The organism is Metabacillus herbersteinensis, assembly GCF_042433335.1.
Lineage (GTDB): Bacteria > Bacillota > Bacilli > Bacillales > Bacillaceae > Metabacillus > Metabacillus herbersteinensis.
The window spans coordinates 19,307-42,420 of sequence record NZ_JBHLVO010000034.1; the positions used below are offsets into that span (position 1 = coordinate 19,307).

The 23,114-nt window shown below is 38.0% G+C and carries 22 protein-coding genes and 1 pseudogene; 3 read left to right on the forward strand and 20 right to left on the reverse strand.

Annotation, left to right across the window (positions count from 1 at the left end):
* Positions 1 to 8 precede the first annotated feature (8 nt).
* The 3 genes from ACFFIX_RS23890 to ACFFIX_RS23900 all read right to left on the reverse strand — a co-directional run bounded on the left by ACFFIX_RS23890 (position 9) and on the right by ACFFIX_RS23900 (position 2,625).
* Positions 9 to 521 (reverse strand): tripartite tricarboxylate transporter TctB family protein, encoded by a 513-nt coding sequence (locus ACFFIX_RS23890; protein WP_378938556.1) that lies wholly within the window; start codon positions 519 to 521, stop codon positions 9 to 11.
* A 24-nt stretch (positions 522 to 545) separates the two neighbouring features.
* The gene (locus tag ACFFIX_RS23895; RefSeq protein ID WP_378938558.1) at positions 546 to 1,556 is read right to left on the reverse strand and encodes a mannonate dehydratase; all 1,011 of its coding nucleotides are present in this window, start codon (positions 1,554 to 1,556) and stop codon (positions 546 to 548) included.
* 358 nt (positions 1,557 to 1,914) lie between these two features.
* The gene (locus ACFFIX_RS23900; RefSeq protein WP_378938560.1) at positions 1,915 to 2,625 is read right to left on the reverse strand and encodes a FadR/GntR family transcriptional regulator; all 711 of its coding nucleotides are present in this window, start codon (positions 2,623 to 2,625) and stop codon (positions 1,915 to 1,917) included.
* A gap of 283 nt (positions 2,626 to 2,908) precedes the next feature.
* On the opposite strand from ACFFIX_RS23900, the gene ACFFIX_RS23905 reads away from it, so the two are divergent.
* From ACFFIX_RS23905 to ACFFIX_RS23915, 3 genes are all read left to right on the forward strand, one after another.
* Positions 2,909 to 3,805, forward strand: a complete 897-nt coding sequence (locus tag ACFFIX_RS23905) for a vanadium-dependent haloperoxidase (RefSeq protein WP_378938562.1) — start codon at positions 2,909 to 2,911, stop codon at positions 3,803 to 3,805.
* Between the two features lie 195 nt (positions 3,806 to 4,000).
* Positions 4,001 to 4,675 (forward strand): hypothetical protein, encoded by a 675-nt coding sequence (locus ACFFIX_RS23910; RefSeq protein ID WP_378938564.1) that lies wholly within the window; start codon positions 4,001 to 4,003, stop codon positions 4,673 to 4,675.
* A gap of 346 nt (positions 4,676 to 5,021) precedes the next feature.
* The gene (locus ACFFIX_RS23915; protein WP_378938566.1) at positions 5,022 to 6,086 is read left to right on the forward strand and encodes a M14 family zinc carboxypeptidase; all 1,065 of its coding nucleotides are present in this window, start codon (positions 5,022 to 5,024) and stop codon (positions 6,084 to 6,086) included.
* Between the two features lie 68 nt (positions 6,087 to 6,154).
* Here ACFFIX_RS23915 and ACFFIX_RS23920 read toward each other — a convergent pair whose 3' ends face one another.
* The 17 genes and pseudogenes from ACFFIX_RS23920 to ACFFIX_RS24000 all read right to left on the reverse strand — a co-directional run bounded on the left by ACFFIX_RS23920 (position 6,155) and on the right by ACFFIX_RS24000 (position 22,772).
* Positions 6,155 to 6,544: a hypothetical protein gene (locus ACFFIX_RS23920; RefSeq protein ID WP_378938568.1), complete on the reverse strand. Its 390-nt coding sequence runs from the start codon at positions 6,542 to 6,544 to the stop codon at positions 6,155 to 6,157.
* A gap of 3 nt (positions 6,545 to 6,547) precedes the next feature.
* Positions 6,548 to 7,354 carry a hypothetical protein gene (locus tag ACFFIX_RS23925; protein ID WP_378938570.1) on the reverse strand — a complete coding sequence of 269 codons (807 nt, stop codon included), beginning with the start codon at positions 7,352 to 7,354 and terminating at the stop codon, positions 6,548 to 6,550.
* A gap of 170 nt (positions 7,355 to 7,524) precedes the next feature.
* Positions 7,525 to 8,502 (reverse strand): 2-hydroxyacid dehydrogenase, encoded by a 978-nt coding sequence (locus ACFFIX_RS23930; protein ID WP_378938572.1) that lies wholly within the window; start codon positions 8,500 to 8,502, stop codon positions 7,525 to 7,527.
* A gap of 70 nt (positions 8,503 to 8,572) precedes the next feature.
* A complete protein-coding gene (locus tag ACFFIX_RS23935) occupies positions 8,573 to 9,706 on the reverse strand; it encodes a glycerate kinase (protein WP_378938574.1) in 1,134 nt (377 codons plus the stop codon).
* A 225-nt stretch (positions 9,707 to 9,931) separates the two neighbouring features.
* The gene (locus tag ACFFIX_RS23940; RefSeq protein ID WP_378938576.1) at positions 9,932 to 10,258 is read right to left on the reverse strand and encodes an ATP-binding cassette domain-containing protein; all 327 of its coding nucleotides are present in this window, start codon (positions 10,256 to 10,258) and stop codon (positions 9,932 to 9,934) included.
* Positions 10,259 to 10,276: 18 nt separating this feature from the next.
* Positions 10,277 to 10,405 (reverse strand): annotated as a pseudogene (locus ACFFIX_RS23945) (molybdenum ABC transporter ATP-binding protein); the annotation flags it as partial.
* 23 nt (positions 10,406 to 10,428) lie between these two features.
* The gene (locus ACFFIX_RS23950; protein WP_378938577.1) at positions 10,429 to 10,731 is read right to left on the reverse strand and encodes an ATP-binding cassette domain-containing protein; all 303 of its coding nucleotides are present in this window, start codon (positions 10,729 to 10,731) and stop codon (positions 10,429 to 10,431) included.
* A gap of 255 nt (positions 10,732 to 10,986) precedes the next feature.
* On the reverse strand, positions 10,987 to 11,766 hold the full coding sequence (locus ACFFIX_RS23955; protein ID WP_378938579.1) for a fumarylacetoacetate hydrolase family protein: 780 nt from the start codon (positions 11,764 to 11,766) through the stop codon (positions 10,987 to 10,989).
* A gap of 41 nt (positions 11,767 to 11,807) precedes the next feature.
* The gene (locus tag ACFFIX_RS23960; protein WP_378938581.1) at positions 11,808 to 13,004 is read right to left on the reverse strand and encodes an NAD(P)-dependent malic enzyme; all 1,197 of its coding nucleotides are present in this window, start codon (positions 13,002 to 13,004) and stop codon (positions 11,808 to 11,810) included.
* Between the two features lie 45 nt (positions 13,005 to 13,049).
* Positions 13,050 to 14,393, reverse strand: a complete 1,344-nt coding sequence (locus ACFFIX_RS23965) for a (Fe-S)-binding protein (RefSeq protein ID WP_378938583.1) — start codon at positions 14,391 to 14,393, stop codon at positions 13,050 to 13,052.
* 19 nt (positions 14,394 to 14,412) lie between these two features.
* Positions 14,413 to 15,849 carry an FAD-binding oxidoreductase gene (locus ACFFIX_RS23970; RefSeq protein WP_378938585.1) on the reverse strand — a complete coding sequence of 479 codons (1,437 nt, stop codon included), beginning with the start codon at positions 15,847 to 15,849 and terminating at the stop codon, positions 14,413 to 14,415.
* Between the two features lie 13 nt (positions 15,850 to 15,862).
* On the reverse strand, positions 15,863 to 17,758 hold the full coding sequence (locus ACFFIX_RS23975) for a sigma 54-interacting transcriptional regulator (RefSeq protein ID WP_378938587.1): 1,896 nt from the start codon (positions 17,756 to 17,758) through the stop codon (positions 15,863 to 15,865).
* Between the two features lie 139 nt (positions 17,759 to 17,897).
* Positions 17,898 to 18,623: a 3-isopropylmalate dehydratase large subunit gene (locus ACFFIX_RS23980; protein WP_378938589.1), complete on the reverse strand. Its 726-nt coding sequence runs from the start codon at positions 18,621 to 18,623 to the stop codon at positions 17,898 to 17,900.
* A gap of 33 nt (positions 18,624 to 18,656) precedes the next feature.
* Entirely contained in the window at positions 18,657 to 19,823 is a 1,167-nt protein-coding gene (locus ACFFIX_RS23985; RefSeq protein ID WP_378938591.1) for a pyridoxal-phosphate-dependent aminotransferase family protein, read from the reverse strand.
* Positions 19,824 to 20,089: 266 nt separating this feature from the next.
* Positions 20,090 to 20,896: an enoyl-CoA hydratase gene (locus ACFFIX_RS23990; RefSeq protein WP_378938592.1), complete on the reverse strand. Its 807-nt coding sequence runs from the start codon at positions 20,894 to 20,896 to the stop codon at positions 20,090 to 20,092.
* An 80-nt stretch (positions 20,897 to 20,976) separates the two neighbouring features.
* Complete coding sequence (locus tag ACFFIX_RS23995; protein ID WP_378938594.1) at positions 20,977 to 21,501, reverse strand: gamma carbonic anhydrase family protein; 525 nt, start codon at positions 21,499 to 21,501, stop codon at positions 20,977 to 20,979.
* Positions 21,502 to 21,554: 53 nt separating this feature from the next.
* Entirely contained in the window at positions 21,555 to 22,772 is a 1,218-nt protein-coding gene (locus tag ACFFIX_RS24000; RefSeq protein WP_378938596.1) for a CaiB/BaiF CoA transferase family protein, read from the reverse strand.
* Positions 22,773 to 23,114 lie beyond the last annotated feature (342 nt).

A 23,114-nucleotide genomic window follows, 5' to 3' on the forward strand; every position in this document is an offset into this window, starting at 1 on the left:
ACACCCCCTTAACCTAGAATTCCAGCTGGTAGCATTAGGTGAAAAACTGACTTAAAGCAGAAATAAACAGAGATAGAAGTAATGATTGAAACTCCAACAAATAAAGGTATCTTCTGCTCTTTTTTATCTGCTAAAAAATACATTTGTAAAAATAGATAAACAGCTGTCATGATAAGAAAGCCAACCGTTTTCAATAGACTAATATAGACAATCATTAAAACGATCGTAAGTACGACTGCTAATGGACTGATCTTTCTATTTGCATCCTCTTGCTCATCTTCGTCTTCTTCAACTTCCAACCTTCTCTGATTCATGTCCTTCGACTGTTTCATTTGCTTAACCGAGTTGACTAGTAGAACTAAACTAAGTACGAATATTGCAATAGCAATTATTCTTGGCATAAAGTCTGCACCAATTTTCGATACAGTTAATTTTTGTATACTGTAAGTTGCGACATACATTACGATCGAAACCGCTATCAAGAAAACGCTTCCATAAATATCTTTACTTAATTTTAACATCTTCCTCCCACCCCCTTTTTTATTCTATCCTTCAAATTCAACTAACGCAGCCAGTAGTGCTTTTATGTAACCAATCGAATAGGCAAAACCTACACTTCCATAACTCCAACCAATATTCGAATGAGCCCAATTACCATTTAGATCTGGGTTATCGCCTTCCATCATGGGTACATGATCAGGATTCAAACAGCCTTTATAACCAACTTTTCTAAGCTCTAGCAATATCTTAAACATGTTCATATCTCCATCATCTAACAAAGCCTCTTCAAATGCTCCAGCTGTTGGTAAGGTTCCTCTAACATTACGGAAATGAACGAGGAATAGTCGATCTTTTCTTCCGTAATGATTTATCTCATTTAAGACTAATGGACTCCCCCCCTCTTCAGCACGTGTCCCAACACAATAGACATAGCCAACATTACTGCTTGGAAATTCATCTATAATGCGACGGTAACCTAGACCTCCAAAAGGCGTATCATGGTTTGGTGAATCTGACGGATGCATTCCTATTCTCACACCATAATCTTCACAAACAGGTACGAGCTCAGCATATGCATCACGGAAACGACTCCACCATTTCTCATGTTCTTCGAGAGTAGGAGTTTCATACTCTTCCTTGTTAAAACCTAAGCTCTCGCCACGAGCAATGGCTCCCCCTCTTTGTCTAGCTTGGTAACTCTTTGTCATATAATTGAAAGTGTCTCCTTCAAATCTCTGTCTGACAATCGTAATACCAGCCTCACCGAAAACCTTTACCGCTTTCACAGAATTTTCTAGTTCTACTTCACTTCCATCTTCATTGTTCATAAACTTTTTTGAGAGATCAGGTAGTGTCACTCGGTTAATGTCGAGGCCAAAGGACCGAACTCTTCGTTTCATTTTTAATAGTTCGTCTAAATCTGGATAACCCTGTTCTTTAACACCAGGAAACGAAGACCCTGTACCAAAATCAACACAGTCTACTCCTAATTGGCACATTTGTTTCAAGTCACCCTCAGTTAAATCAAACTTCGTTGTCGTCACGGATACTTTCATTATTTTTTACCCCTCCTGCGAATTAAGAAGTGACCGCCACTATAAGTATGCGCTTACAAGTTTAACAATTTTTTATAATTATATCTTGTTGGTTTAATTGTAAGACAAATAAAATATCAAGTCAACGTAAAATTTTATAAATATTCAAACTAATCTAATTATCAAGGTTTCACTTGAAATTTTAGTTGATTAGTAGTGTTGGCTAAGATATATGATTTTAGATTTACACTATTTCATGCTGCTACCTACTGAATTCTTTCTTCCATATAAAAACCCGAGTAGAGGACTTTTTAATTTGTCGCTCACTCGGGCTTTAAATACTTATGAAAGTCTTTATGACTTAATTTTTTACAATCAGCTAATTGACTTCCAAGCTTTTCATTGCTTTCTTTCTAACAAAATCAAGATGACGATACATGGTGATATATGATTCTATCGGATCACGCTTTTCAAGCGCGTTATATATATCAATGTGATAGTTCAACGTATTTTCTAAATCTCTATCTTCCAATGGGATCTGCTCTAGTACTTTTTGATGAAGATTTTGTAATGGCTCGATAATTCCCTCAAAAAGTGGATTTTTTGCACTAAGTGCGATAATTTTATGAAACTCCTTATCAATTTCAGAGGAGTCTTCTGTTGGTAAATTTTTCATTACTTCAATTGTCTCTTTTAACTTTTCTAAATCTTCATCCGTAATTTTTTCAGCTGCTAATGTGACTAATCCTAGCTCTAATGCGACTCTTGTTTCAATTATAGAAGGAATATCACCTACCGAAAGCGCTAACATCATAGAAAAGGGTTTACTTCCAATCTTATCTGAAAAGAATGTTCCATTACGAGTTTTTCGGTTAACAATTCCTAGTACCTCAAGAGAGGTTAAAGCTTCCCGTATAACAGGCCTGCTAACCTTACAGATCTCCATTAACTCTAGTTCTGATGGTATTCTATCTCCTGGTTTAAGTTGTCCCGACATTAGTAATTCAATCATTTCATCAATTACTTGTTTTGAGAGCGTTTTTCGACTAAGTGATTTTATATCTATTGCTGGCTCTTTACTGTTTTCCATCATCCTACCTCCCTTACTAACAATATACATCTTTATTTTTTTATTTGTAAGACAATTTTATAATATTATGTTATTTAAATTTAATTGTCAAGTGTCATCCTTCGAATCTACAACGTTTTTAAGAGAATGGTTCACTTCTTAAAGGAGCTAACTAATTGGATTTCTGTTACGAAAAGGACACACTTCATGTCAGAATTTTAGGCTAATATCTTTACAAAGTGTCTATACACCTCTTTTCTTCTTACATATTATGTAGTACAAAGAAAAAATGAGGTGAAAAATTTTGAGCGATTACTTACTCTGGTCAGAGACACCCTACGCGCGAGAAGATACAACTCCTACTAATCCGGTCACACCCCTTGCAGGTTCCTGGTCTCTCTCTTATCTAAAGCGAGGCAGAAACGGGGATTTTCTTGATCCAAATGGAAGAATAATGCAACTCCCAATCAAACATCCTAATCAGGTTGACTTTGAAAAGGAGTTACGTACAGTCCAAGATGCGTTAAAGAATTTGACACCTACTCAACGAAATATTGGTATTTATTATGGAACTGGAGCCCCTACTAAACAGTGGACACCAGTTATCGATCGTTTAATTGATACCTATGGAGTTGGCCCGACGCATGCAGCACGGATCATGGCAGCTGTACAAGGTGCGATTAATGATACGATGATGATCGTTTGGGATTTAAAATATCGATGGGATGTAGCTAGACCTGATCAATATGATCAAGAGATGAGAACATTGTTATGCACACCACGTTTTCCAACGTATCCTTCCGGTCATGCCACGATGTCAGGCTGTACAGAAGTTCTGCTTAGCTACTTTTTCCCGGAAGAGGCACGAAAGCTTCACAAAATAGCTGAGGACGATGCGGTTAGTCGATTGTATGCGGGCGTTCATTTCCCTTCAGATAATGATGAAGGGCTCCAATTAGGTAGATATATTGGAACAGTTATTGTTAACCATATGAAAACACAACGTGATCGTGATTATAAAACGATTGACCAACCATATAGAGATTACAAAAATGCAGTGATTTTTCCTGACAAGTACAAACAATTCATCCCCTACGATTTCTCAGATGCTTGTAGTTCTCTAGTAATGGATAAGAAGAAGAAGCCTTATTCACGTTATGATGAAGGCACACCTGATTCCAAACCAAAGCTCTATTTATAAACCTCTTCAAGTTGAAGAGGTTTTTTTTGAATCATTTTATTCCCTAGCCCACTAGAGTTCGTAAAACTACGCAAAAAATAAAAACCACAATGTTTGTTTAGCCTTTTTTAAAAACCAATTACCTTCACCTAATCATCCTGTCCTCTTCATTAATAAACTGTATTAATAGTTTAAACATTAAGGGGTTATATAACTTTGGCTACTTATACAGTTTATGTGTATGGAATTTTCACTAGAGATGCCCTTTCAGGAGAAAATGGGAAACGATGTCGTACTCGATTAAATCAAGATATTCGTACTGCTAATCAAACATGGAAGGTTGGGGGAACAGATATTATCAATTTTGTTTCAGGGGGAACGTTTTTCTCTCCACTACTTCTAAACGCCACTTCACTGACAAGTAGTGAAACGATGAGTAAAGGTGGAGCGGTTGATTCATTAATCCAACAAACGAAACGGCACACTAACCATAGAATGGCAATTTATGTTGTTTATTTAAGTGGCGATTTTTTTGCTGGAGGAAGACAAACTGTAGGTGTTGCACTCCCAGATTTTGAAGATTTCAGAAATGAATCCGATTTTAAATTATTTGGACACATTGCACTGTCAGATCGAGCAGCTGATACTTATACATTGGCACATGAGGTAGGACATATTTTATTCACTCGTTTTCATTCTGCGCAAAATCAATTTATATCTGATGATCCTTCTGGGCCATATATTCATCCTCAAACAGGGAGAAAAGATCCCTCCCATAACAATGAAAGGAACAATATTATGTATCCTGCTATCCCGTCGGTTCATCCACTCATTACATCCCAACAATGTCATAGAGCTAGGCAGAGTAAGGTAGTCTTTGTGCGAGACTAGCCTACTTTGCCTAGGCGCTTTTTAGGGCAATCTACAATTATTGGTACATAATAGAATTTTTTCGACAATATTTTCTTTCGTGAGCCTAGTTGAAAAAATTTATATGACTTTTACCTCTACTAATTGCAAAGTTAATAGAACTAGTTAATTGTCTAATAGATTCTCTTCTCTGGTTTTACGAGCATTTATTTTCCCCCTCAGTTCTGCACGCTTCTTTTCTCATAGAAAAACGTGTCATAACTTTGGGTGTTTATCGCTATTAACAGTTGGAGGTTTAAACGATAGGATTAATAGAGAGTAAGTTACTTTTTGTAACTATACATACAAAATGGATTGGGGAGATTTGATGAATTTAAAAAAGAAAGTCTTGTCTGTATCATTATCTAGTTTATTGGCACTTGGAGCTGTTTCTGCGGTTGCTATTCCAGTTGGAGCGGTTGGTGAAGGACCAGGAGCTGGGAATGGATCAATTCAAACTTCGATCCTACATACTTATGAGAGTATGGTAGATTACCTTAAAACACAAGACGGTAAACAAGAAGCGATGGAGCTAGAAGTAATCGGTCAAACTGTAAAGGGCCGCGATATTTACTTAGCTAAATACATCTCTAACCCGAATAATCCTACGATTCTCTTCTTAACTCAGCAGCACGGAAATGAACAACTGACAACTGAAGGTGCACTTGAATTCATTAAACATTTGGGTACTAATAAAACAAAAAGTGTTCTGGATAACGTAAATATAATGGTGATCCCAATGTTAAATGCAGATGGTGCGATGGGAGATGTCAACTTCTCCCTCGATAACTATTTAGCAGACGGAGATCGTCACCTTACTCGTTACAATGCAAACGAGGTTGATTTAAATCGCGAACATGCGAAAGCAACGAGTGATATGGAAGTTGAAGTAAAAGCTTTACATGAAAATGTGTTTGAAAAATATGAGATTGACTACATGATTGATTTGCATCATCAAGGTACTACAAGCCAAACAGAAGGTGAATTGGTTTCAGGTTCAATCCTTCACCCAACGAATTCGCAAGTAAAACCAGAAGTCTTGGAAGGTTCTAAGAAACTGGGCGCTGTTGTATATAATGCAATTGAAACTACTGGCTGGGGTCATATTGGTAAGTATAATGGAGGTTCTGGCGAAAATATTGGTCGTAACGGAGCAGCAGTTCGCTATGATATTTCGACGCTGCTATTTGAAATGCGTGGGATGTCTGATCACTATATCGAATCTTACGCTTTGGGACAAAAGAGTAATGGGTATTTAATTAGACAAACCATTACAACTCTTGATTCAGCGGTTCGAGCAATTGCTGATGGTTCCATAGAATCGGCTGATACAAGTTTCTGGGACACACTCCCTACTCAAGCATCAAGACCAGGTGAAGAATCTGACGAGTAGGATTAAATGCATTTAATGCTAAATAAGTCAAAACGGAACCTTTTTGTTAAAAGGTTCCGTTTTGAGGTTTACTTCATAATCGGTTTCATAGTTACTTTTATTCGTCCAATTAATTCAGAAGAATATTTTTCGTCTATCTTTTCATTAGGCCCCATAATTTCTACGTTAATTGAACTCCCCTTTAACTCTTTTCTAGGTAAGTAGTGTTTATCAATAACAGTTTTTTCATTGTAAGGCAATCTTAAACGTTTTACTGCGGGAGCAAAATGTGTGGACTCTGCGGGTTTGTATACAATTTCTTTTGATGAGAAAGCAACAGGCAATTCGACTTCAACTTTTTCCAATGCTATATGAAGTACCGAAGCATCGCTATCTTTGATTCCTTTAGTCGCATCCACAAAATCGAAACTTTTTTGGACTTCATATTGCAACATCACAAGAAAATCTTTAATTTCCATGACTTAAGCGTCTATTGAAGGAAATGTTTCTGTTCGGAACTGGATTTTAACACTTCCCAAGACATCAACATTTACATTCGAGGCAGCGGTTGATTTTTCATTGACAACACTGACATTCAGGTTGCTACTACGATAACCTCCGGACAGGCTTCCTCCAAAAAGTTTACCTATGCTCCCACCAACTGCTCCTCCAAGACCCCAACCCGAGGATCTTGTGTTATAGTTGTTGTTCGTTTTCTCGTAAGTATCTTGCGTATCAACATGGAAAGTTAGTTTTGTAAAAATTTCACCGTTTGTCACTACCACTTTTTGCATACCGATTTTAAGTATAGTTTTGATAAGGTCATATGACTCTTTTGCTGATTGCTTTAGTTTAGCTATTACAAGCAATCTTAAATTTTCATTTGTAATTGATCGAGTCCCACTTTTTTCGGTTAAATTATCAAAAGACTTACTTTCATTACCAGTAGTAATCGTTACTCCGGAGAAGTGTTCCATCATATTATTATACTGGTCATCAGTTAATGCGTGGGTAGAAGTGGTTGGCTCCAATTGGAAAATTTCTTTAATATAACTATCTGCTTTAGTATTTAACTCTTCTTGTCCGTTTGCTCCAATAACCTCTGCTTGATAATCTTCAAGCGTTTTAGCTACAGATGATACAAACTCAGCATATGCTTTTAATTGTTCTATAGAGCCGTTCAAAATTACCTGATAGACTCCTCTTACTAGATCCACCGTAAAATCAACAAACCCAATTTTCTCCAATTGTGTCGCTGCAGCTAAAGCTCTTTCACCGGCGTTAGACAAATAGTCCCCTCATCTCATCTAGAATGCATTAAGAATTTTACGACTTCAAAAATATCGCAAAGAATATAAATATTTTATGTAAGAAGTCTATCCCTTATGACAATTCTTCTAGTTTTGAAGGCTTATGAGAATTCCATTAATGAAGATACCAGAGGCTACTTTTTATATCGTTAACTTTTCACTATCTGATTCACAAGATTTTTAGGTTCTTTCCCACTTAACCCCTGCAGTAAATTATCTGCGGCCAATTTTGCCATGTTCTTTCTAGTGGTGATACTTGCGCTACCTATATGTGGTATGGCAATTACATTTGGAAGACTTAATAAAGGGTTTTCCATTGAAATTGGCTCTTGCTCAAAAACATCTAGTCCCGCTGCCCAAATTTCACCGTTTTTCAAAGCTTCATATAAAGCTTCTTCATTGACAACTCCACCGCGGGCTGTGTTAATTAAGACAGCTGTTTCCTTCATAAGAGCAAGTTGTTCATAGTCTATTAAGTTCTTTGTTTCTGGTGTTAAGGGAGTTAGCACACATACAAAATCTGATTCCCGCAGTAGAGAATTCATATCGGTATAACTTAATCCTAGTTCTTGTTCAAGCTCTTCTTTCCGACTTCGATTATGATATAGTAGCTTCATATTGAATCCTGCCGCTCTTTTAGCTAAAGCTTCTCCAATTCTACCCATCCCAATTATCCCTAATGTTGAACCATAAATATCTTGGCCTGTCAAAAGCATTGGCGACCAGGTTTCCCATTTGCCTTCTCTTATATAATTGGACGACTCAACAATTCTCCGGGCAGTTGCCATTAAAAGCGCAAAGGTTAAGTCAGCTGTTGTTTCGGTTAAAACACCTGGAGTATTTGTGATCATAATACCCTTTTTAGTTGCTGCCTCAACATCGATGTTATTGTATCCAACAGCCATATTACTTACGATTTTTAGATTTTTAGCCTTTTCGAGAAGTGGTTCATCAATTGTTTCAGTTAACAAAGAATACAGTCCATCTACGTCTTTAATTTCTTGCTCTAGTACTTCTCGTGGAACAGGGATATCTTCTTTTTCCCACATTGATACTTCACATACCTCTTTGATTTTATTTACAATTTCATCTGGCAGCTTTCTAGTAATATACACTTTAGGTTTCATGTTTCATTTCTCCTTTGAAATTCTAATCTTATTTGTACTAATTCTCAACTTTTGAAGGTTTTTATCGATATTAACTAAACTGTTTCACAATACTCATGATCTGAACAATTCGATCCTCTGCCCAATCCGGGGCATTTTCTAGTGCAGAGTCCAAAGTACATGGACCAGGTACTATAGAAAATCCTGCAAGTACACCTAATTTCGAAAGTTGGGAATGGTTAAGATCTAATCCTCCACATAAAGCGATAACAGGAATTTCATATTTGTTGGTAATTTTCGTTACTCCTGCAATCACCTTTCCTGAAAGAGTTTGAGAATCTAATTTACCTTCCCCCGTAATAACTAAATCCACTCCTTGAACAATTTCTTCAAAATTGATTGAATCCATGACAACTTCAATTCCAGACTTCAACTCTGCCCCTAGAAAGGTAACGAGTGCAGCTCCCATTCCTCCAGCAGCACCCCCACCAACGATTTCGCGCATGTTGATATTCTTTTGTTTGAAAACTACTTCACTAAAATTATAAAGGGCTTCATCGAGTTGTTCGACCATCTCAGGAGTTGCTCCTTTTTGTGGACCAAAAACGAATGAAGCTCCCTCTAGACCACACAAGGTATTCTCTACATCACTCGCAATTGTAAAAGAAGATTCTTGTATTCTTGAATCGATTTCAGAATCATCCAGAAATGATAAATTAGAAAGCACATCAAGAGTATTTTTTAATTCTTGTCCAATTTCATCGTAAAATTTAACTCCTAATGCGTTTAACATTCCAGTACCACCATCATTTGTAGCACTTCCACCTAGGCCAATCACAAATTTACGGTAGCCTTCACCTAAGGCATGTTTTATTAGTTCACCGGTACCATAACTTGTTGCTAGTAGTGGATTTTTTTCCCTTTCAGATACTAATGGTAAGCCTGATGCTTGGGCCATCTCAATAATTACTGTTTCATTGTCACCTAAGATTCCGTATGATGCGTTTACTAGTTTTTGTAAAGGTCCTTGTACGCTCGTCATCATAACCCGACCACCAGATGCATAGACCATGTTTTCCAGCGTTCCTTCACCACCATCAGCTAACGGAATTTCGCTTATGTTGGCATCGGGGAAGACCTTTAATACACCTTTTTTTAAAATTGAACACAATTTCGGGGCTGATATCGAGCCTTTAAATGAATCTGGTGCAATGATAATATTCACTTTTCCCCCTCGTTTCATATGTAGTTTCTTTATACCCTGAGTTTAAACGGGCTAACTTCCTGAAAAAAATAAAACCTCATAATTATTATCGGTCTATTTAGGTAAAGATCTATGGACTATTTTACCACTTTCAGAATATTTTTACTATTATAATCATTAGTTGATAGAATAAGATTTAACCTTAATCCAAAACACTCTCAACAGTTTTTTTCGATAAAATCTATTCTACACTTTCTCTACCAATGATTTAATACGCAACCAAGGGCGATCATTCTCCCACTCTAGTAATATCGGGAGACGAAACGTTTTCTCTAACAACGTTTCTGTTAGTATCGTTTTTTTATCTCCTTTAGCTATTACACTACCAGAGTTTAGTAACAAAGCGTGGGATATAGACGGGACAATCTCCTCTATATGGTGTGAAACATATACTATGGTTGGCCCACCAGGTGTTGTGGTCAATCCTTCAATGGTCGATAAAAGCTCTTCCTTAGAATAGATATCTAATCCATTACAGGGCTCATCCAAGATTAACAACCGTGGTGCAGACATTAATGCGCGTGCAATCATTGTTCTTCTTTTTTCACCTTGAGAAAGAGAACTAAAAAGTTGATCGCCTAAAGATCTTATCCTAAATTGTTCAAGTAGTTGAATTCCCTTGACTATATCCTCCTCGGTAATTTCCTCAAATAATCCAATAGAAGCATATTTGCCACTTAATACTACTTCAAGCGTTGAAACCTCTCATCTAATGAGGAACTCACCCACCCAATGGATTTGCGTAATTCAGGAATATTTGTATGCCCAAAATGGTTGCCTAGTACAGTAACCTCTCCACTATTTGCCCAAAGGTATCCTGTAATAATCTTAAGAAGAGTTGTTTTTCCTGACCCATTTAAACCTAGAAGCGCCCAATGTTCACCGTTTTGAATATCCCATGAAACCTCATTTAAAATTTGCTTTCCCCCTCGGTTCCAGACAATGTTCTTAATAGAAAGTACGGTGTTGCTGTTCATTTGATTCATTTTAATCCTCCTCGTCAATGAAGGCCAACATTGCCTTAATTTCTACTAAACCTCACTTTAAAAAACAACTTATCATCGCATACAGTATACATAATTTTAGTCTGATAATACACAATTTTCTAAAAACAGTCAATGTGTTAGACAACTAAATACACTTTGGTTTTGGCTGGCAACTTAAATGAAAGATCTTCAATTAGAGTGAGTTATCCTTTAAAAGTAGAAAAACCACGACGTTTAAGCCATGGCATATTATGTCTAATTAACCTCGATTGTTTCTTTTGCAGATACAAAGGTATTACGAAGAGTCCCTATTTCTTTAATTTCACATTCTATAATATCACCCGCTCCTACAAATTCAGCACCAAGAGGGGTTCCTGTTAAAATGACATCGCCCTTTTTTAAAGTCATTACACTTGAAAGATAGGAAATCATCTTGCGAATCGGAACAATCATTAATTCAGTTGCACTGTTTTGCATTTCTACATTATTTACTCTCGCTTCTATTTTAACGTTAAATGGATCAAGCTTAGTCTCAATGAAAGGACCTAAGGGAGTAAACGTATCAAATGATTTACCAATCGTCCTTGTACCATCTTCACTGAAATATTGAGGTGCTGTAACATCATTTCCTATCGTATAACCAAATACATAGTCTAATACATCTTCTTCGGCAACATTTTTAGCGTTTTTCCCAATAATGATCGCTAATTCTGATTCAAACTTTACATGGTCAATTGCAGCAGGTATAACGATTTCTTCTTCAGGGCCAATGATTGTTGTTAATGGTTTAAAGAAAAATACAGGTACTTCAGGTAATGTAGTAGGAAGATCTTCTACCTTACCAACATAGTTCACACCAATTCCAATTATTTGATTTGGCTCTAATGGTGCTAAATATTTTACTTCATTCGCAGAAAATAATTGATCTGTGTTTTCCCATTCTCCAAACATATCACCCTTGATTACCTTAATAATGCCATTAGTAATAACTCCGTAAAATACTTCCGAGTCTTTAGCAAATCTAGCAAACTTCATAACACGATTCCTTTCATTCTGCACTATTTGAGTTGCGTTATTTAGATAGACAAATTTTCTACTCTTCTAGCAACTCCTGTATCCATAGCAGCTTGTGCAACTGCATCTGCTACTGCTTCGACCACTCGACTATCAAAAACATTCGGGATGATATATTCATTCGTAAGCTCTTCAGGGTCAACTAAATTTGAAATGGCATATACAGCAGCTAATTTCATCTCTTCATTTATTTCAGAGGCGAAAACCTTTAATGCTCCCTTAAAAATCCCAGGAAAAGCAAGAACATTATTGACTTGATTTGGTAAATCTGATCGTCCAGTCCCGATAACTGCTGCACCCGCAGCTATCGCTTCAGCAGGCATAATTTCAGGATCAGGATTCGCCATTGCAAATATAATTGGATCCTCTTTCATTGTAAGAATCATCTCTTTTGTTAATGCCCTCGCAACAGATACACCAACAAACACATCTGTTCCTTTAATCACTTCCTGTAATGAGCCTTTTAAATTGTTTTTATTGGTTATTTTCGTAATCGATTCTTTCATGTCATTCATGCCATTACTGCGCCCCGAATAAATTGCACCCTTAGAATCGCACAGGATAATGTCATAAACTCCCATGTTAAAAAGTAATTTTGTTATGGCAATTCCTGCTGCTCCAGCACCATTAACAACAACCGTACTATCTCTTAACTTTTTGTTAACAAGCTTTAAGGAATTAATTAATCCGGCAGCTGTAACAATAGCTGTTCCGTGCTGATCGTCATGGAAGACTGGGATATTCATTTCTTTCTTTAATCTTTCTTCAATAATAAAGCAATTTGGAGCCGATATATCTTCTAAATTAATCCCACCAAACGTTGGTTCCATTGCTTTAACCGTTTGAATAATTTGTTCAGGGTCCGTAATATTTAAACAAATTGGGAAGGCATCAATATCAGCAAATGCTTTAAACAGAGCTGATTTTCCTTCCATAACAGGCATTGACGCTGCTCCGCCAATATTTCCTAAACCAAGAACAGAAGTCCCATCGGATACAATAGCTACTAAGTTTCCTTTAATCGTATAATCATATACTTTTTCAGGGTTCTCGTGAATTTCTTTACATGGTTCTGCGACACCTGGAGAATAGACTAAACTTAAATCATGGGCATTCTGCACATCTACCTTTATGTTTACGCTTAACTTTCCTTTTGCTTGCTTATGAAGTTCTAAAGACTGTTCTCTTATCGTTCGCATACCTTCATCTCCTTTTAGATGGATGTTTCTAGCTCTATTCCGTTTTTAAACGCTTTCTGCTCTTTCAATTGATTCAACCAAATAATCAACAACATGCTTAGCTTCAATGACTTTTTCCATACCTTCCTTATGAATGCCTAATTTCATTTGCAAAAAGCACCCAGGGTTGGCGGTTATCAGTACTGCAGCTTCCGTTTCCTTCACCTTTTTCATCTTCTTATCTAAAATTTGATTAGCCAACTCCGGTTGTAATAAGTTGTAAATCCCTGCTGAACCGCAACAAAACTTCTTTTCAGGAAGTTCAACGTATTCAACATCCTGTATACGCTTAACCAGTTTAGCTGGTGCGTCCTTCACCTTCATAACGTATTGAAGATGGCAGGAAGGCTGATAGGTTACACGTTCACCTTTACCAATTGTTTTTGGTAAATCCCCTTTTTCATGAACGATTTCACTAATGTCACGAATCTTCTCAGAAAATCTTTTTGCTCGTTCCAACCATTCAGGATCCTCTCGAAACAACTCGACGTACTCTACTAGAGCAGCACCACAACCACCGGCATTTGAAATAATATAGTCGACGTTCGCATTTTCAAAAGCCTCTATGTTGGCCTTTGCTAGTTCGATTGTTTTATCTTTTTTTCCACTATGATGGTGCAAGGCACCACAACACATCTGCGACGTGGGTGTTACGACATCAAAACCAGTTTTAGATAGTAGTTTAATAGAGTTTTTATTTGTTTCTCTAAACATTACATCCATAATACACCCTTGGAAAAACGCAACCCGACCCCTTGATTCATTTTGCTCATTTGCACGAGGTGTATACTCAGGGTGAGGCTTTCTTTTAGCTGGAGGTAATATATCAGGAGTAATTCTTTCCATTAATCGCATCTGTTCTGGGAACAGTTTCATAATTCCTATACCTCTTGTTACCGTCTGTAAGCCACTTTTTTGATAAATCCATAGTAAATCCCCAACCGTGTTCAATCGTTTTTGATTTGCTAATACTTTATCAAAGAAAAAATCTTTAAAGGAGCGCACGGGGTATGCCGGTTGTTTTATATCAACTTTTTCCCCTCGATCATGATACGTCGCCATTTCAGTCGTTGCTGCAATTCTTTCTTTGGCAAGCATGACGATGTCAGGAACCTGTACGTCTATTGGGCATACATCCACACAAGCGGAACAAAGCAGACAGCGATCCAGTTGATCCTTAATTTCTTGGTCCACCGTGATTTCTCCGTTTAACAAGCTACGCGCCATTAACACCCGGCCCCTTGGACCATCTGCTTCTCTTCCCGTTATATCAAGCGTGGGACATACACCACGACATGCGCCGCAACGCACACATGTATTCATTGACTCTTCCGGAGTTAATGTTTTCACGTTGTCTCACCTCTAGTTTTTAGTTTGGTAGTGCCATCTTCCCTGGATTTAAAATGTTGTTGGGATCAAGCGTTCTTTTAATTGCACGCATAACTTCCATGGCTGGACCATGCTCTACATCCATATATTTCGCTCTGACAATTCCTACACCATGCTCTGCAGTTGTTGTGCCCTCCATTTTGATCGCGAGCTGATGAATATCATCAATCATTTTTTGAACGTTTTCCATTTCTACTTCGTTATTGAGATTTACAACTGGACCTGTATGCATGTTTCCATCACCGACATGCCCGTAAATACCGCAGATTATTCCGTACCTCTTTGCGATGTTATGGATCTCACGTAACGTTTCAGGTAAACGGGAAATCGGAACACATATATCTTCTCCCCCATACACTCGGAATCCACCTGGCTTCAAGAGACCTACTGATGCACCGACCAGTTTTCTTGCTTGCCAAAGCTGTTCACACTCTTCAGGTTCGTCACTAAATTTCAAATAGTTGGTATATTTTTCAACTACTTTCTTTAATCGATTTACCTGGGACGAGACTTCTTCAATCGCTCCATCTACTTCAAATACGAGAACTGCTTCATTGTCGAGAGGCAGTCTCAGTTCTGGCTTCATCATGTTCACTGCTTTCGTACAGTTAAAATCCATGATTTCAATCGCCGAAGGTTGCAAACCTGAAGAGAAAACTGCGTTAACTGCATCCCCTGCATCTTCTAATCTTTCAAAGGAACAAAGAACAATTCCTCTCGACACCGGTAAAGGTAATAATTTCAAACGAAGACGAGTCACAATTCCTAGCGTTCCTTCTGAACCAATCATTAGATGAGCCAGATCATAACCTGAAACAGATTTTAATGCTTTTGATTTGGCACCGCCCGTTACAATGATTTCCCCAGTGGGAAGGACAACTTCCATCCCAAGGACGTAATGTCGGGTTACACCATACTTTACAGCACGAAGTCCACTCGAATTATTCGCAACCATCCCACCTATCGTACACATGTTGGCACTACCTGGATCAGGCGGAAATCGTAATCCATAAGGTTTCAATGCTTCGTTTAAATCGTTCTGTACAACACCAGGCTCAATCATCACTTGCATGTTTCGGTAATCAATATCTAAAATCCGATTCATTTTTGAAAGGTCCAACATGATTCCGCCTTTTGTCGAGACAGCGCCACCTGTTTGCCCAGTGGCAGCTCCTCTAGGATACAACGGGATTTTGTATTCATTGGCGAGCTTAACACATTCACTAACCTCTTCTGTCGAAAGAGCGATAACAGCTACCTGAGGTTTTTTTGGATGCATTTGAGTTTCGAAGGATGCATCATAAGAATAAGTCATCATATCGGTATTGCTTGTCAGAATGCGATCTTCACCAAAAATAGTGATTAAACGTGAAATGACTTTTTCGTCTAAAGGGGGTATTGTCATAGTTTCCTTCATAAGTCATTCTCCTTTATTTGTTATTTATTTTTCTCCATAAAGTCGTACGGCCTATTCCTAAAATCTTTGCGGCTTCCGTTTTATTTCCATTCACCTGTTCCAATACATCTAGAATATATTCTCGCTTATAATCCTGAAGACTCCCTTGATCATGCACATTCGAATCTCTATGACTATGCTCGTTTTTTATCGTTAAAAAGTCCTTACCACCGGCTATCATTACTGTGTCTCCATTTATTACCTTATCCAGCGAGAGTATCATTGTTCTTTCAACAATATTTCGGAGTTGACGAATATTCCCGGGCCAGTGATAGCTTTGCAAAATCCCCATCGCTTCGGCATCAAAGCCAACTATATCTCTTTGAATATTTTGCTTAAGCTCACCTATAAAGTAATTAGCCAACAATGGAATATCATCGATTCTTTCACGTAATGCAGGAATCATAATGTCCAGGATATTAAGACGATAATACAGATCAGCACGAAATCCTTCTTCTTCAACCATCTTTTCAAAATCACGATTGGAAGCTGCGATCACTCTCGTGTTTATCGGTATCACTCTCTCATCACCAAGTCGCATCACTTCACCTTCTTGTAGCACCCTTAGAAGCTGTGCCTGCAACGGTTCAGCCAACTCACCAATTTCATCGAGAAAAATTGTCCCTTGATGAGCGAGTTCAAATAAACCAGTTTTTCCACCTTTCCTTGCTCCCGTAAAAGCCCCCTCCACATAGCCAAACAATTCACTTTCTAACAAATTCCCTGGTATCGCTGCACAGTTAACCGCAACAAATGGTCCTTCTGAACGTTTACTATAGCTATGTATCAAGTGGGCAAATACTTCTTTACCTACACCTGTTTCACCAGTTAACAATACGGTAGAGTCAACCTGTGAATACTTTTTCACTTTATCAATCGCTGTTTGAAAAGTTTTGCTTTCTCCAACGATGTTGTCGAGGCGATATTTAGTCACATGTCCACGATGCAATAATTTTTTTCTAATTTCCTGCTCTTGCTGCTGTAACTTTTGAATTTCCTGGAAGGTACATACAGCTCCAAATACTTTATCCTCGTGGCGGATTGGAATTCGATTTATGATAATTTTGACACCATTCTCTTCCTCAATTCGGTTCAGTTCCTCCTTACCTGAAGAAATAACCTTTTTCATCCCTGAGTTTACGAGAATATCATCGATCGACTTTCCAACGACTCGATCATACGGAATATTCAGAATACTATGGACAGATGGATTACACACAGTAATAATCCCATGTTCATCGACGGCAATTACCCCATCTGCAATAAAGTCTAGAATTGCCTGTAATTGCTTCGTCCGTGCTAGTTCAGAACGTCGAACCTCTAGTAAGCTTTTCGCTTCTTTAATTGCCTGGATAACAGATTCTACACCGGATGACAATATCACGGTTTTTACGTTCGTGTCTTTTACTTTATTGACATAAATGCCTTTTCCAATTAGAACATCAATCTTCCGGTCCAGCAGAGTTTGAACCCCTATTTCTACTTCTGATAAAGACTCTATTCTGTATTTTTCAATGGTACAGCCAAGCGCAGATTCAATACTTTCAATTCCTTGAAGAACGTCAAGAGTATCGGCTATCCCAATTTTTTCACCATGTTTACGTGCTTCCATAATCGTTCGTAATAAATCATAGCCGGTAATAGGAATCTGTACGACCGGAATACTTACTTCCGATTCGATAATTCTCAGTCCTACCGTTCCTCGACTAATAATCACTTCTGTCCCGTCTTTTTCAAACTTCTTAGCCATAGAAACGGCTTCATCAAAATTAACCTTCAGCACGGGAATCGTTTCTCCAGTTTTTCTACAGGCTTCCTCTGCAACTTTCATTAATTCCTCAATTGGGGCTAGAATAGCGAACTCAGACATATGAAAACCTCCATATTCACTTCACATTTGGAAAGAGTTTTATCTATATTGTAAACGATCTCAACCATATGCCAAGAGAAATAAAGAGGATTTAATAGATTACATGACTTTCATTGCTTTCTTATTCATATTAGGGTAGCTAATGTACCTCAGGAATACAATGTGCTTTTATTTTAACAACACTTTCGACTTGCCCATTTGGACCATCAGGAGAAATAATACCCAGTGCACCTCCTGAATCGTGAATAAATCTAGTAATCCTTCCTCGTCCTTCATGATCTAGCTGTTCGATTGTGTTTCCACCAACAATAATCCCACAACCTACTAAACTATCTTCAAAATAATCCAATAAATAGTCACATATACCTTCAGCGTTTGCACCACTTTTTAAAAAACCGCTAATTTCAATATAGACCGTTTCTGGAATAATCATCTCAACTTTTCCAGTACCGAGACAACGAGCCATTGATGATGGAGAAATAATGAGAGGAACAGCTCCAAAAGCTCCAAGTACACCAATAGAGCGATCAACCCCAGCAACAACTAGGTCATGTAGATTATTCTGCTTCCCGATCAGCAAATCACTTAAGAAACTCCCACATTTATCAAGTATTTTCAACCCATTAACATCACAGAAATCTTTCATTTCCGTCCTTTGGTTAAAAGGAATATCAGGATCTAATTCAAAAATGGTCTGAGAAGGATAAAGAACTTTTTGATAACCTAAATCGCGAAATTCGTTGATGACACTTAAAGCACTGTTTTCAGAGATGAACATAAAACTAGGCTCAAGTATCACCCTTTCTCTTGGAATGACTGTATCGAGATTAGCTTTCTGAGCTAAATTTTTCTCTATAATATTCACTCATCCCATCACTCCTCCTTTAAAAGATTCCTTTTAGCAATTCGGGTTTTCAAGCCAATGCCTTTGTGCTGCTGATACCCCAGCACCAAGTTCAACTGAGTGACCGCTCTTTTTCAAACTTAATTCAATTGCTGCAAACATTTTTAACATATCAGCCGCATCGGTATAGCCCATGTGACCGAGACGGAGCAGCTTATTTTTGACTTTGCCAAGACCTCCACCTAGTGCGATATGAAACTCCTCTCGCATCATCTTCCTAAATTCGTCAGCATTCTCTAACTTCACTGCAGTTAAGGTTGGGCTTGCCGCAGAATCATCGACTAACAATTCAAGTCCTAAGGCGCGAACACCAGCACGAGTCATATCACGAAGCGCTTCATGGCGTCTATATTCGCTCTCAATACCACCGCTTCTTTCGATCATATTGCATGCTTCTAGCAATCCACAAACTAGAGCAATGTTTGGTGTATAAGGTGTCCCAACTCCAGCTTCTATGTCTTTTCGATATAACTTTAAATCAAAGTAGAATGACGGGCATTGATGTTTCTCAATTACGTCCCAAGCTTTATTACTCATTGTAATTAGAGCAAGACCCGGCGGCTGCATTAAAGCCTTTTGTCCTCCAGTTGCAACAATATCGATCCCCCACTCATCCATGTAAAGCGGTGTACCTACAATAGAACTTACCGCATCAACCATGAAAATAGCATCCGTGTCTTTAACAATAGCCGCGATATCTTTAATATTATTTATTGCCGATGTAGACGTTTCACAATGAGTTGCAAATACCGCTTTAGCTTCTGGATTGTCTTTTAACGCTTTTCTAACATCCTCAGGGTCAATAACCTCTCCCCACTCAGCATCAACACGAATAACTTTACAACCTAAATGGGTAGTAATTCCTTGCAGGTATTCGCCAAAGTAACCAATCACACAAAGAATGATGGTATCATTCGCTCCTACCGTATTAATTATCGCCGTTTCTAATGCAGATGCACCACTTGCTGTAAGTGGAACAACCATATTTTTTGTTTGAAAAATGGTCTTTGCTTTTTCAATCGTTTCCTGCAGCACTTCTTGAAATGCTGAATTGCGATAGTCCATCATCGGATGGTCGAAACTTCTTAGCATTGCTCGTTGAATCTCTTTCGGTACCTGAACCGGTCCTGGTAATCTTAAATCCATTTTTTCTTCAAACATTATGTTTCTCCCCTTATTTTACAGATTTTAATTTTTATAATTTTCTCTACACTTATTCTAATGCAACTATTGTGCCAACTTAAAAAGCCTTTAATAATCAGATTGTTTCACTTAGTAGATTGTTTCGTGTTTCTTTTTGAAACGAATATGGAACAAAAAAACGTTTCAATTGAAACATTTATTAGTTCCAAGCCTCTCATTCTACAAAAAAAGGTAACGAATTTATTCCGTTACCTTTTGTAAATGTTACTTTAACTTAGTTTTGTTTATTTCCCCTCCCAAACGGGTGAACGCTTCTCGATATAGGCTGCAACTCCTTCTGCAAAATCCCTGCTTCCATATACCTTAGAAATAATATCGTCAAACTCATGTTCAGAATTAATCAAACCGTTATTCTTGTTAAGTCTATAAATAGCTTCTTTCGTTGCATCGACCGTTAGTGGAGCATTCTTACTAATTTTAGTAGCAATCTCTAGGACATTATCAAAAAATTCTTCTTCTTCAAAGATAGCTGTTAAAAAACCAATAGAAATGGCTTCTTCAGCGGAAACAAGTCTGGCGGTATAGAGTAATTCCTTGGTGCGCATGGCACCTAGTTCCTTTACTAACCTTTGATAGTTTTCGAGACTTAGGCAGTTTCCTAGTGTCCGAGACATAGGGGCTCCGAATCGTGCCTTTAGCGTTGCGTAACGTAGGTCACAAGCTGTTGCGATAATCATCCCCCCTCCAATCGCGTACCCATGAACTGCCGCAATCGTAGGTTTTGGAAATGCTGCCAACTTATTAATAATACGATCAATTTTTATTTCATAGTTAATACCATCCTGACCAGTAAATCCTTTAAACTGACTAATATCTGTACCTGCTGCCAACGCCTTATCCCCATCACCACGAATGACTAGTACGCGAACCTGCGTATCATCTGCAAGAGCTGTTAAATATTCTTCCAGCTGCTGATACATCTCCCAAGTCATCGCATTAAGTGCGCTTGGCCGAGATAGAGTCAACTGAGCAACCGCACCAAAACGTTCGAGAATGACTTGCCCAACTTCAATGGTATTTTCAACAGACATGCTTCATCTCTCCTTAAATATTTTTTTGACCTATAGCCTATTCATTTGAGAAAAACAGTGAATTCTTAGGTTAGAAATATCTATACGTGCTGCTTTATATTTTGTTGGCTGAATTGTTGACCCTTTTTTACATAATGCTTAGCTCCATCTTCCATTCTTGCTACATTATCTTCTGACAGTTTTTTAATCGGTTTTGCTGGGACACCCGCAACTAGTGTCCACGGCTCAACTACTTTTCCCTCACCCACGACAGCTCCGGCTGCGACTAGTGCTCCCTCTCCAATAATCGCGCCATTTAATACCGTTGCCCCCATTCCAATTAATGCACCCTTTTTTACAGTGCATCCATGCAAGATAACATTATGGCCAACTGTTACATTTTCTTCGATGATAACTGGAAAACCTTCGTCAACATGGATGACTGAGCCATCCTGAATATTCGAACCCTTACCAATTTTAATCGTTTCATTATCTCCTCTTAATACTGCATTAAACCAAATTGTTGCGTTCTCATCCGCAATAATCTGTCCGATTAACTGAGCACCAGGGGCTACATAAACTGATGAATGCAATTGAGGCATAATTCCATTAAATTCGTGAAGCATTTTATTCATCCTCTCCTTTGTATGAGTTGGCTTTTCGGTTACTTGTTACACGTTTATCGTGAATTTTCAGCAACTGGTGAATACTGCTTTACGGCACCTTTTTCTATGAATGATTGTATATTTTCTGTGGAATATCCAAGTTTTGATAATACTTCTTCCGTATGCTCTCCTAATAGAGGTGCAGCAGTTTTAATTTCAGCCTTCGTTTCAGAAAACTTCGTCGGAGATCCGATTGTTTTCATTTTCCCTAGTAGTGGATGCTCCAGTTCCTGAATCATTTCTCTTTCGAGATAGTGTTCATTATTGACTGCTTCTGCAAAGTTATTGATTGGCCCTGCAGGCACACCAGCCTGTTCACATTTATTTATCCAATAGCTTGCATCCATGGTTATTGTAATTTCTTCGATTTCTTTTTCTAGCTCTTCAACATGCTGATGTCTAAGGGAATTTGTTTGGAATCTTTCATCATTCAGCCATTCTGGTTTTGCAAGAACATGTTCACAAAACTTTTCCCATGTTCGTTGATTTGCACATCCTACCATCATAAAAGAGTCTTTCGCTTGAATCGCTTGATAAGGAGCAGACACCCGATGTCTCCAACCGGATGGTTCCGGAATTGTTCCATTTGCAAAATAGGCAGCAGCTTCCCACGTAAACCAAGGAAGACCACACTCTGCTAACGAAATATCTACTTGTTGCCCTTTTCCCGATTTTAGTTTGTGAATGTATGCAGCTAAAATGGCATAAGCTGCAGTAACTCCGGCACCAATATCATAAACTGCTACACCTGATTTCAAGGGTCTCTCACCTGGTAGGCCAGTCATGCTCATTAACCCCGTCATTCCTTGGGCTACTAAGTCAAAACCACCTTTATGCGAATAAGGACCCGTTTGCCCGTAGCCTGAGATCGAGCAATAAATAATCCCGTCATTCAACTCTTTCATCGATTCATAATCAATTCCTAATGATTTTGTTACACCTGGACGGTAATTTTCAACAATAATATCTGCTTCTTTCGCTAATTCATTGAATATCTTTTTACCTTCTTCAGACTTCAAATTTAAGGCTACACTCTTTTTATTTCTGTTAATTTGAAAGAAACAAGTGGATTCACCATTCACATAGGGACCCATTTGCCTAGAATCATCTCCACCTTGAGTCTTCTCTATTTTAATTACCTCGGCACCTAGATCAGCCAACACCATTGTACAATACGGACCAGCCATAATTTGGGATGCATCTAAAATCTTTGCTCCTGTTAGTGGACCCATCTTTTCATTCACTCCTTTTATGTATACTGTATACAGTATACTTTAATAGTTATTATCATAATCTTCAATGTTCACAAAGTCAATGAATTTTCTGATTATTTATTTATCTTATAACGCATACTGAGTCTGAAATTTATATATTCTGATGTTATAAAAAATTGCTGACTCAAAAGGGTTAGCTATTTTAGCGACCTTTTGAGACAGCAATGCGAACATCTAATGAAGGATTTCTGTTGCGTCTCCTACAATAAAGTGATCTCACTATTGTTTAGCGTTCCCATTGGTAACGCTCTCACTTTTTGTTGATGAAAATCTCAATGATTCCAAGAAAGGTATGTGCTA

Excerpts from the sequence above, each read along its gene's own strand:
- ACFFIX_RS23990 (WP_378938592.1), bottom strand. The coding sequence starts at position 20,896 with ATGTCTGTTGAAAATACCATTGAAGTTGGGCAAGTCATTCTCGAACGT.
- ACFFIX_RS23960 (WP_378938581.1), bottom strand. The coding sequence starts at position 13,004 with ATGCGAACGATAAGAGAACAGTCTTTAGAACTTCATAAGCAAGCAAAA.
- ACFFIX_RS23900 (WP_378938560.1), bottom strand. The coding sequence starts at position 2,625 with ATGGAAAACAGTAAAGAGCCAGCAATAGATATAAAATCACTTAGTCGA.
- ACFFIX_RS23920 (WP_378938568.1), bottom strand. The coding sequence starts at position 6,544 with ATGGAAATTAAAGATTTTCTTGTGATGTTGCAATATGAAGTCCAAAAA.
- ACFFIX_RS23890 (WP_378938556.1), bottom strand. The coding sequence starts at position 521 with ATGTTAAAATTAAGTAAAGATATTTATGGAAGCGTTTTCTTGATAGCG.
- ACFFIX_RS23985 (WP_378938591.1), bottom strand. The coding sequence starts at position 19,823 with ATGTTTGAAGAAAAAATGGATTTAAGATTACCAGGACCGGTTCAGGTA.
- ACFFIX_RS24000 (WP_378938596.1), bottom strand. The coding sequence starts at position 22,772 with ATGGGTCCACTAACAGGAGCAAAGATTTTAGATGCATCCCAAATTATG.
- ACFFIX_RS23975 (WP_378938587.1), bottom strand. The coding sequence starts at position 17,758 with ATGTCTGAGTTCGCTATTCTAGCCCCAATTGAGGAATTAATGAAAGTT.
- ACFFIX_RS23915 (WP_378938566.1), top strand. The coding sequence starts at position 5,022 with ATGAATTTAAAAAAGAAAGTCTTGTCTGTATCATTATCTAGTTTATTG.
- ACFFIX_RS23995 (WP_378938594.1), bottom strand. The coding sequence starts at position 21,501 with ATGCTTCACGAATTTAATGGAATTATGCCTCAATTGCATTCATCAGTT.
- ACFFIX_RS23930 (WP_378938572.1), bottom strand. The coding sequence starts at position 8,502 with ATGAAACCTAAAGTGTATATTACTAGAAAGCTGCCAGATGAAATTGTA.
- ACFFIX_RS23895 (WP_378938558.1), bottom strand. The coding sequence starts at position 1,556 with ATGAAAGTATCCGTGACGACAACGAAGTTTGATTTAACTGAGGGTGAC.
- ACFFIX_RS23955 (WP_378938579.1), bottom strand. The coding sequence starts at position 11,766 with ATGAAGTTTGCTAGATTTGCTAAAGACTCGGAAGTATTTTACGGAGTT.
- ACFFIX_RS23950 (WP_378938577.1), bottom strand. The coding sequence starts at position 10,731 with ATGAATCAAATGAACAGCAACACCGTACTTTCTATTAAGAACATTGTC.
- ACFFIX_RS23940 (WP_378938576.1), bottom strand. The coding sequence starts at position 10,258 with ATGTCTGCACCACGGTTGTTAATCTTGGATGAGCCCTGTAATGGATTA.
- ACFFIX_RS23970 (WP_378938585.1), bottom strand. The coding sequence starts at position 15,849 with ATGAAGGAAACTATGACAATACCCCCTTTAGACGAAAAAGTCATTTCA.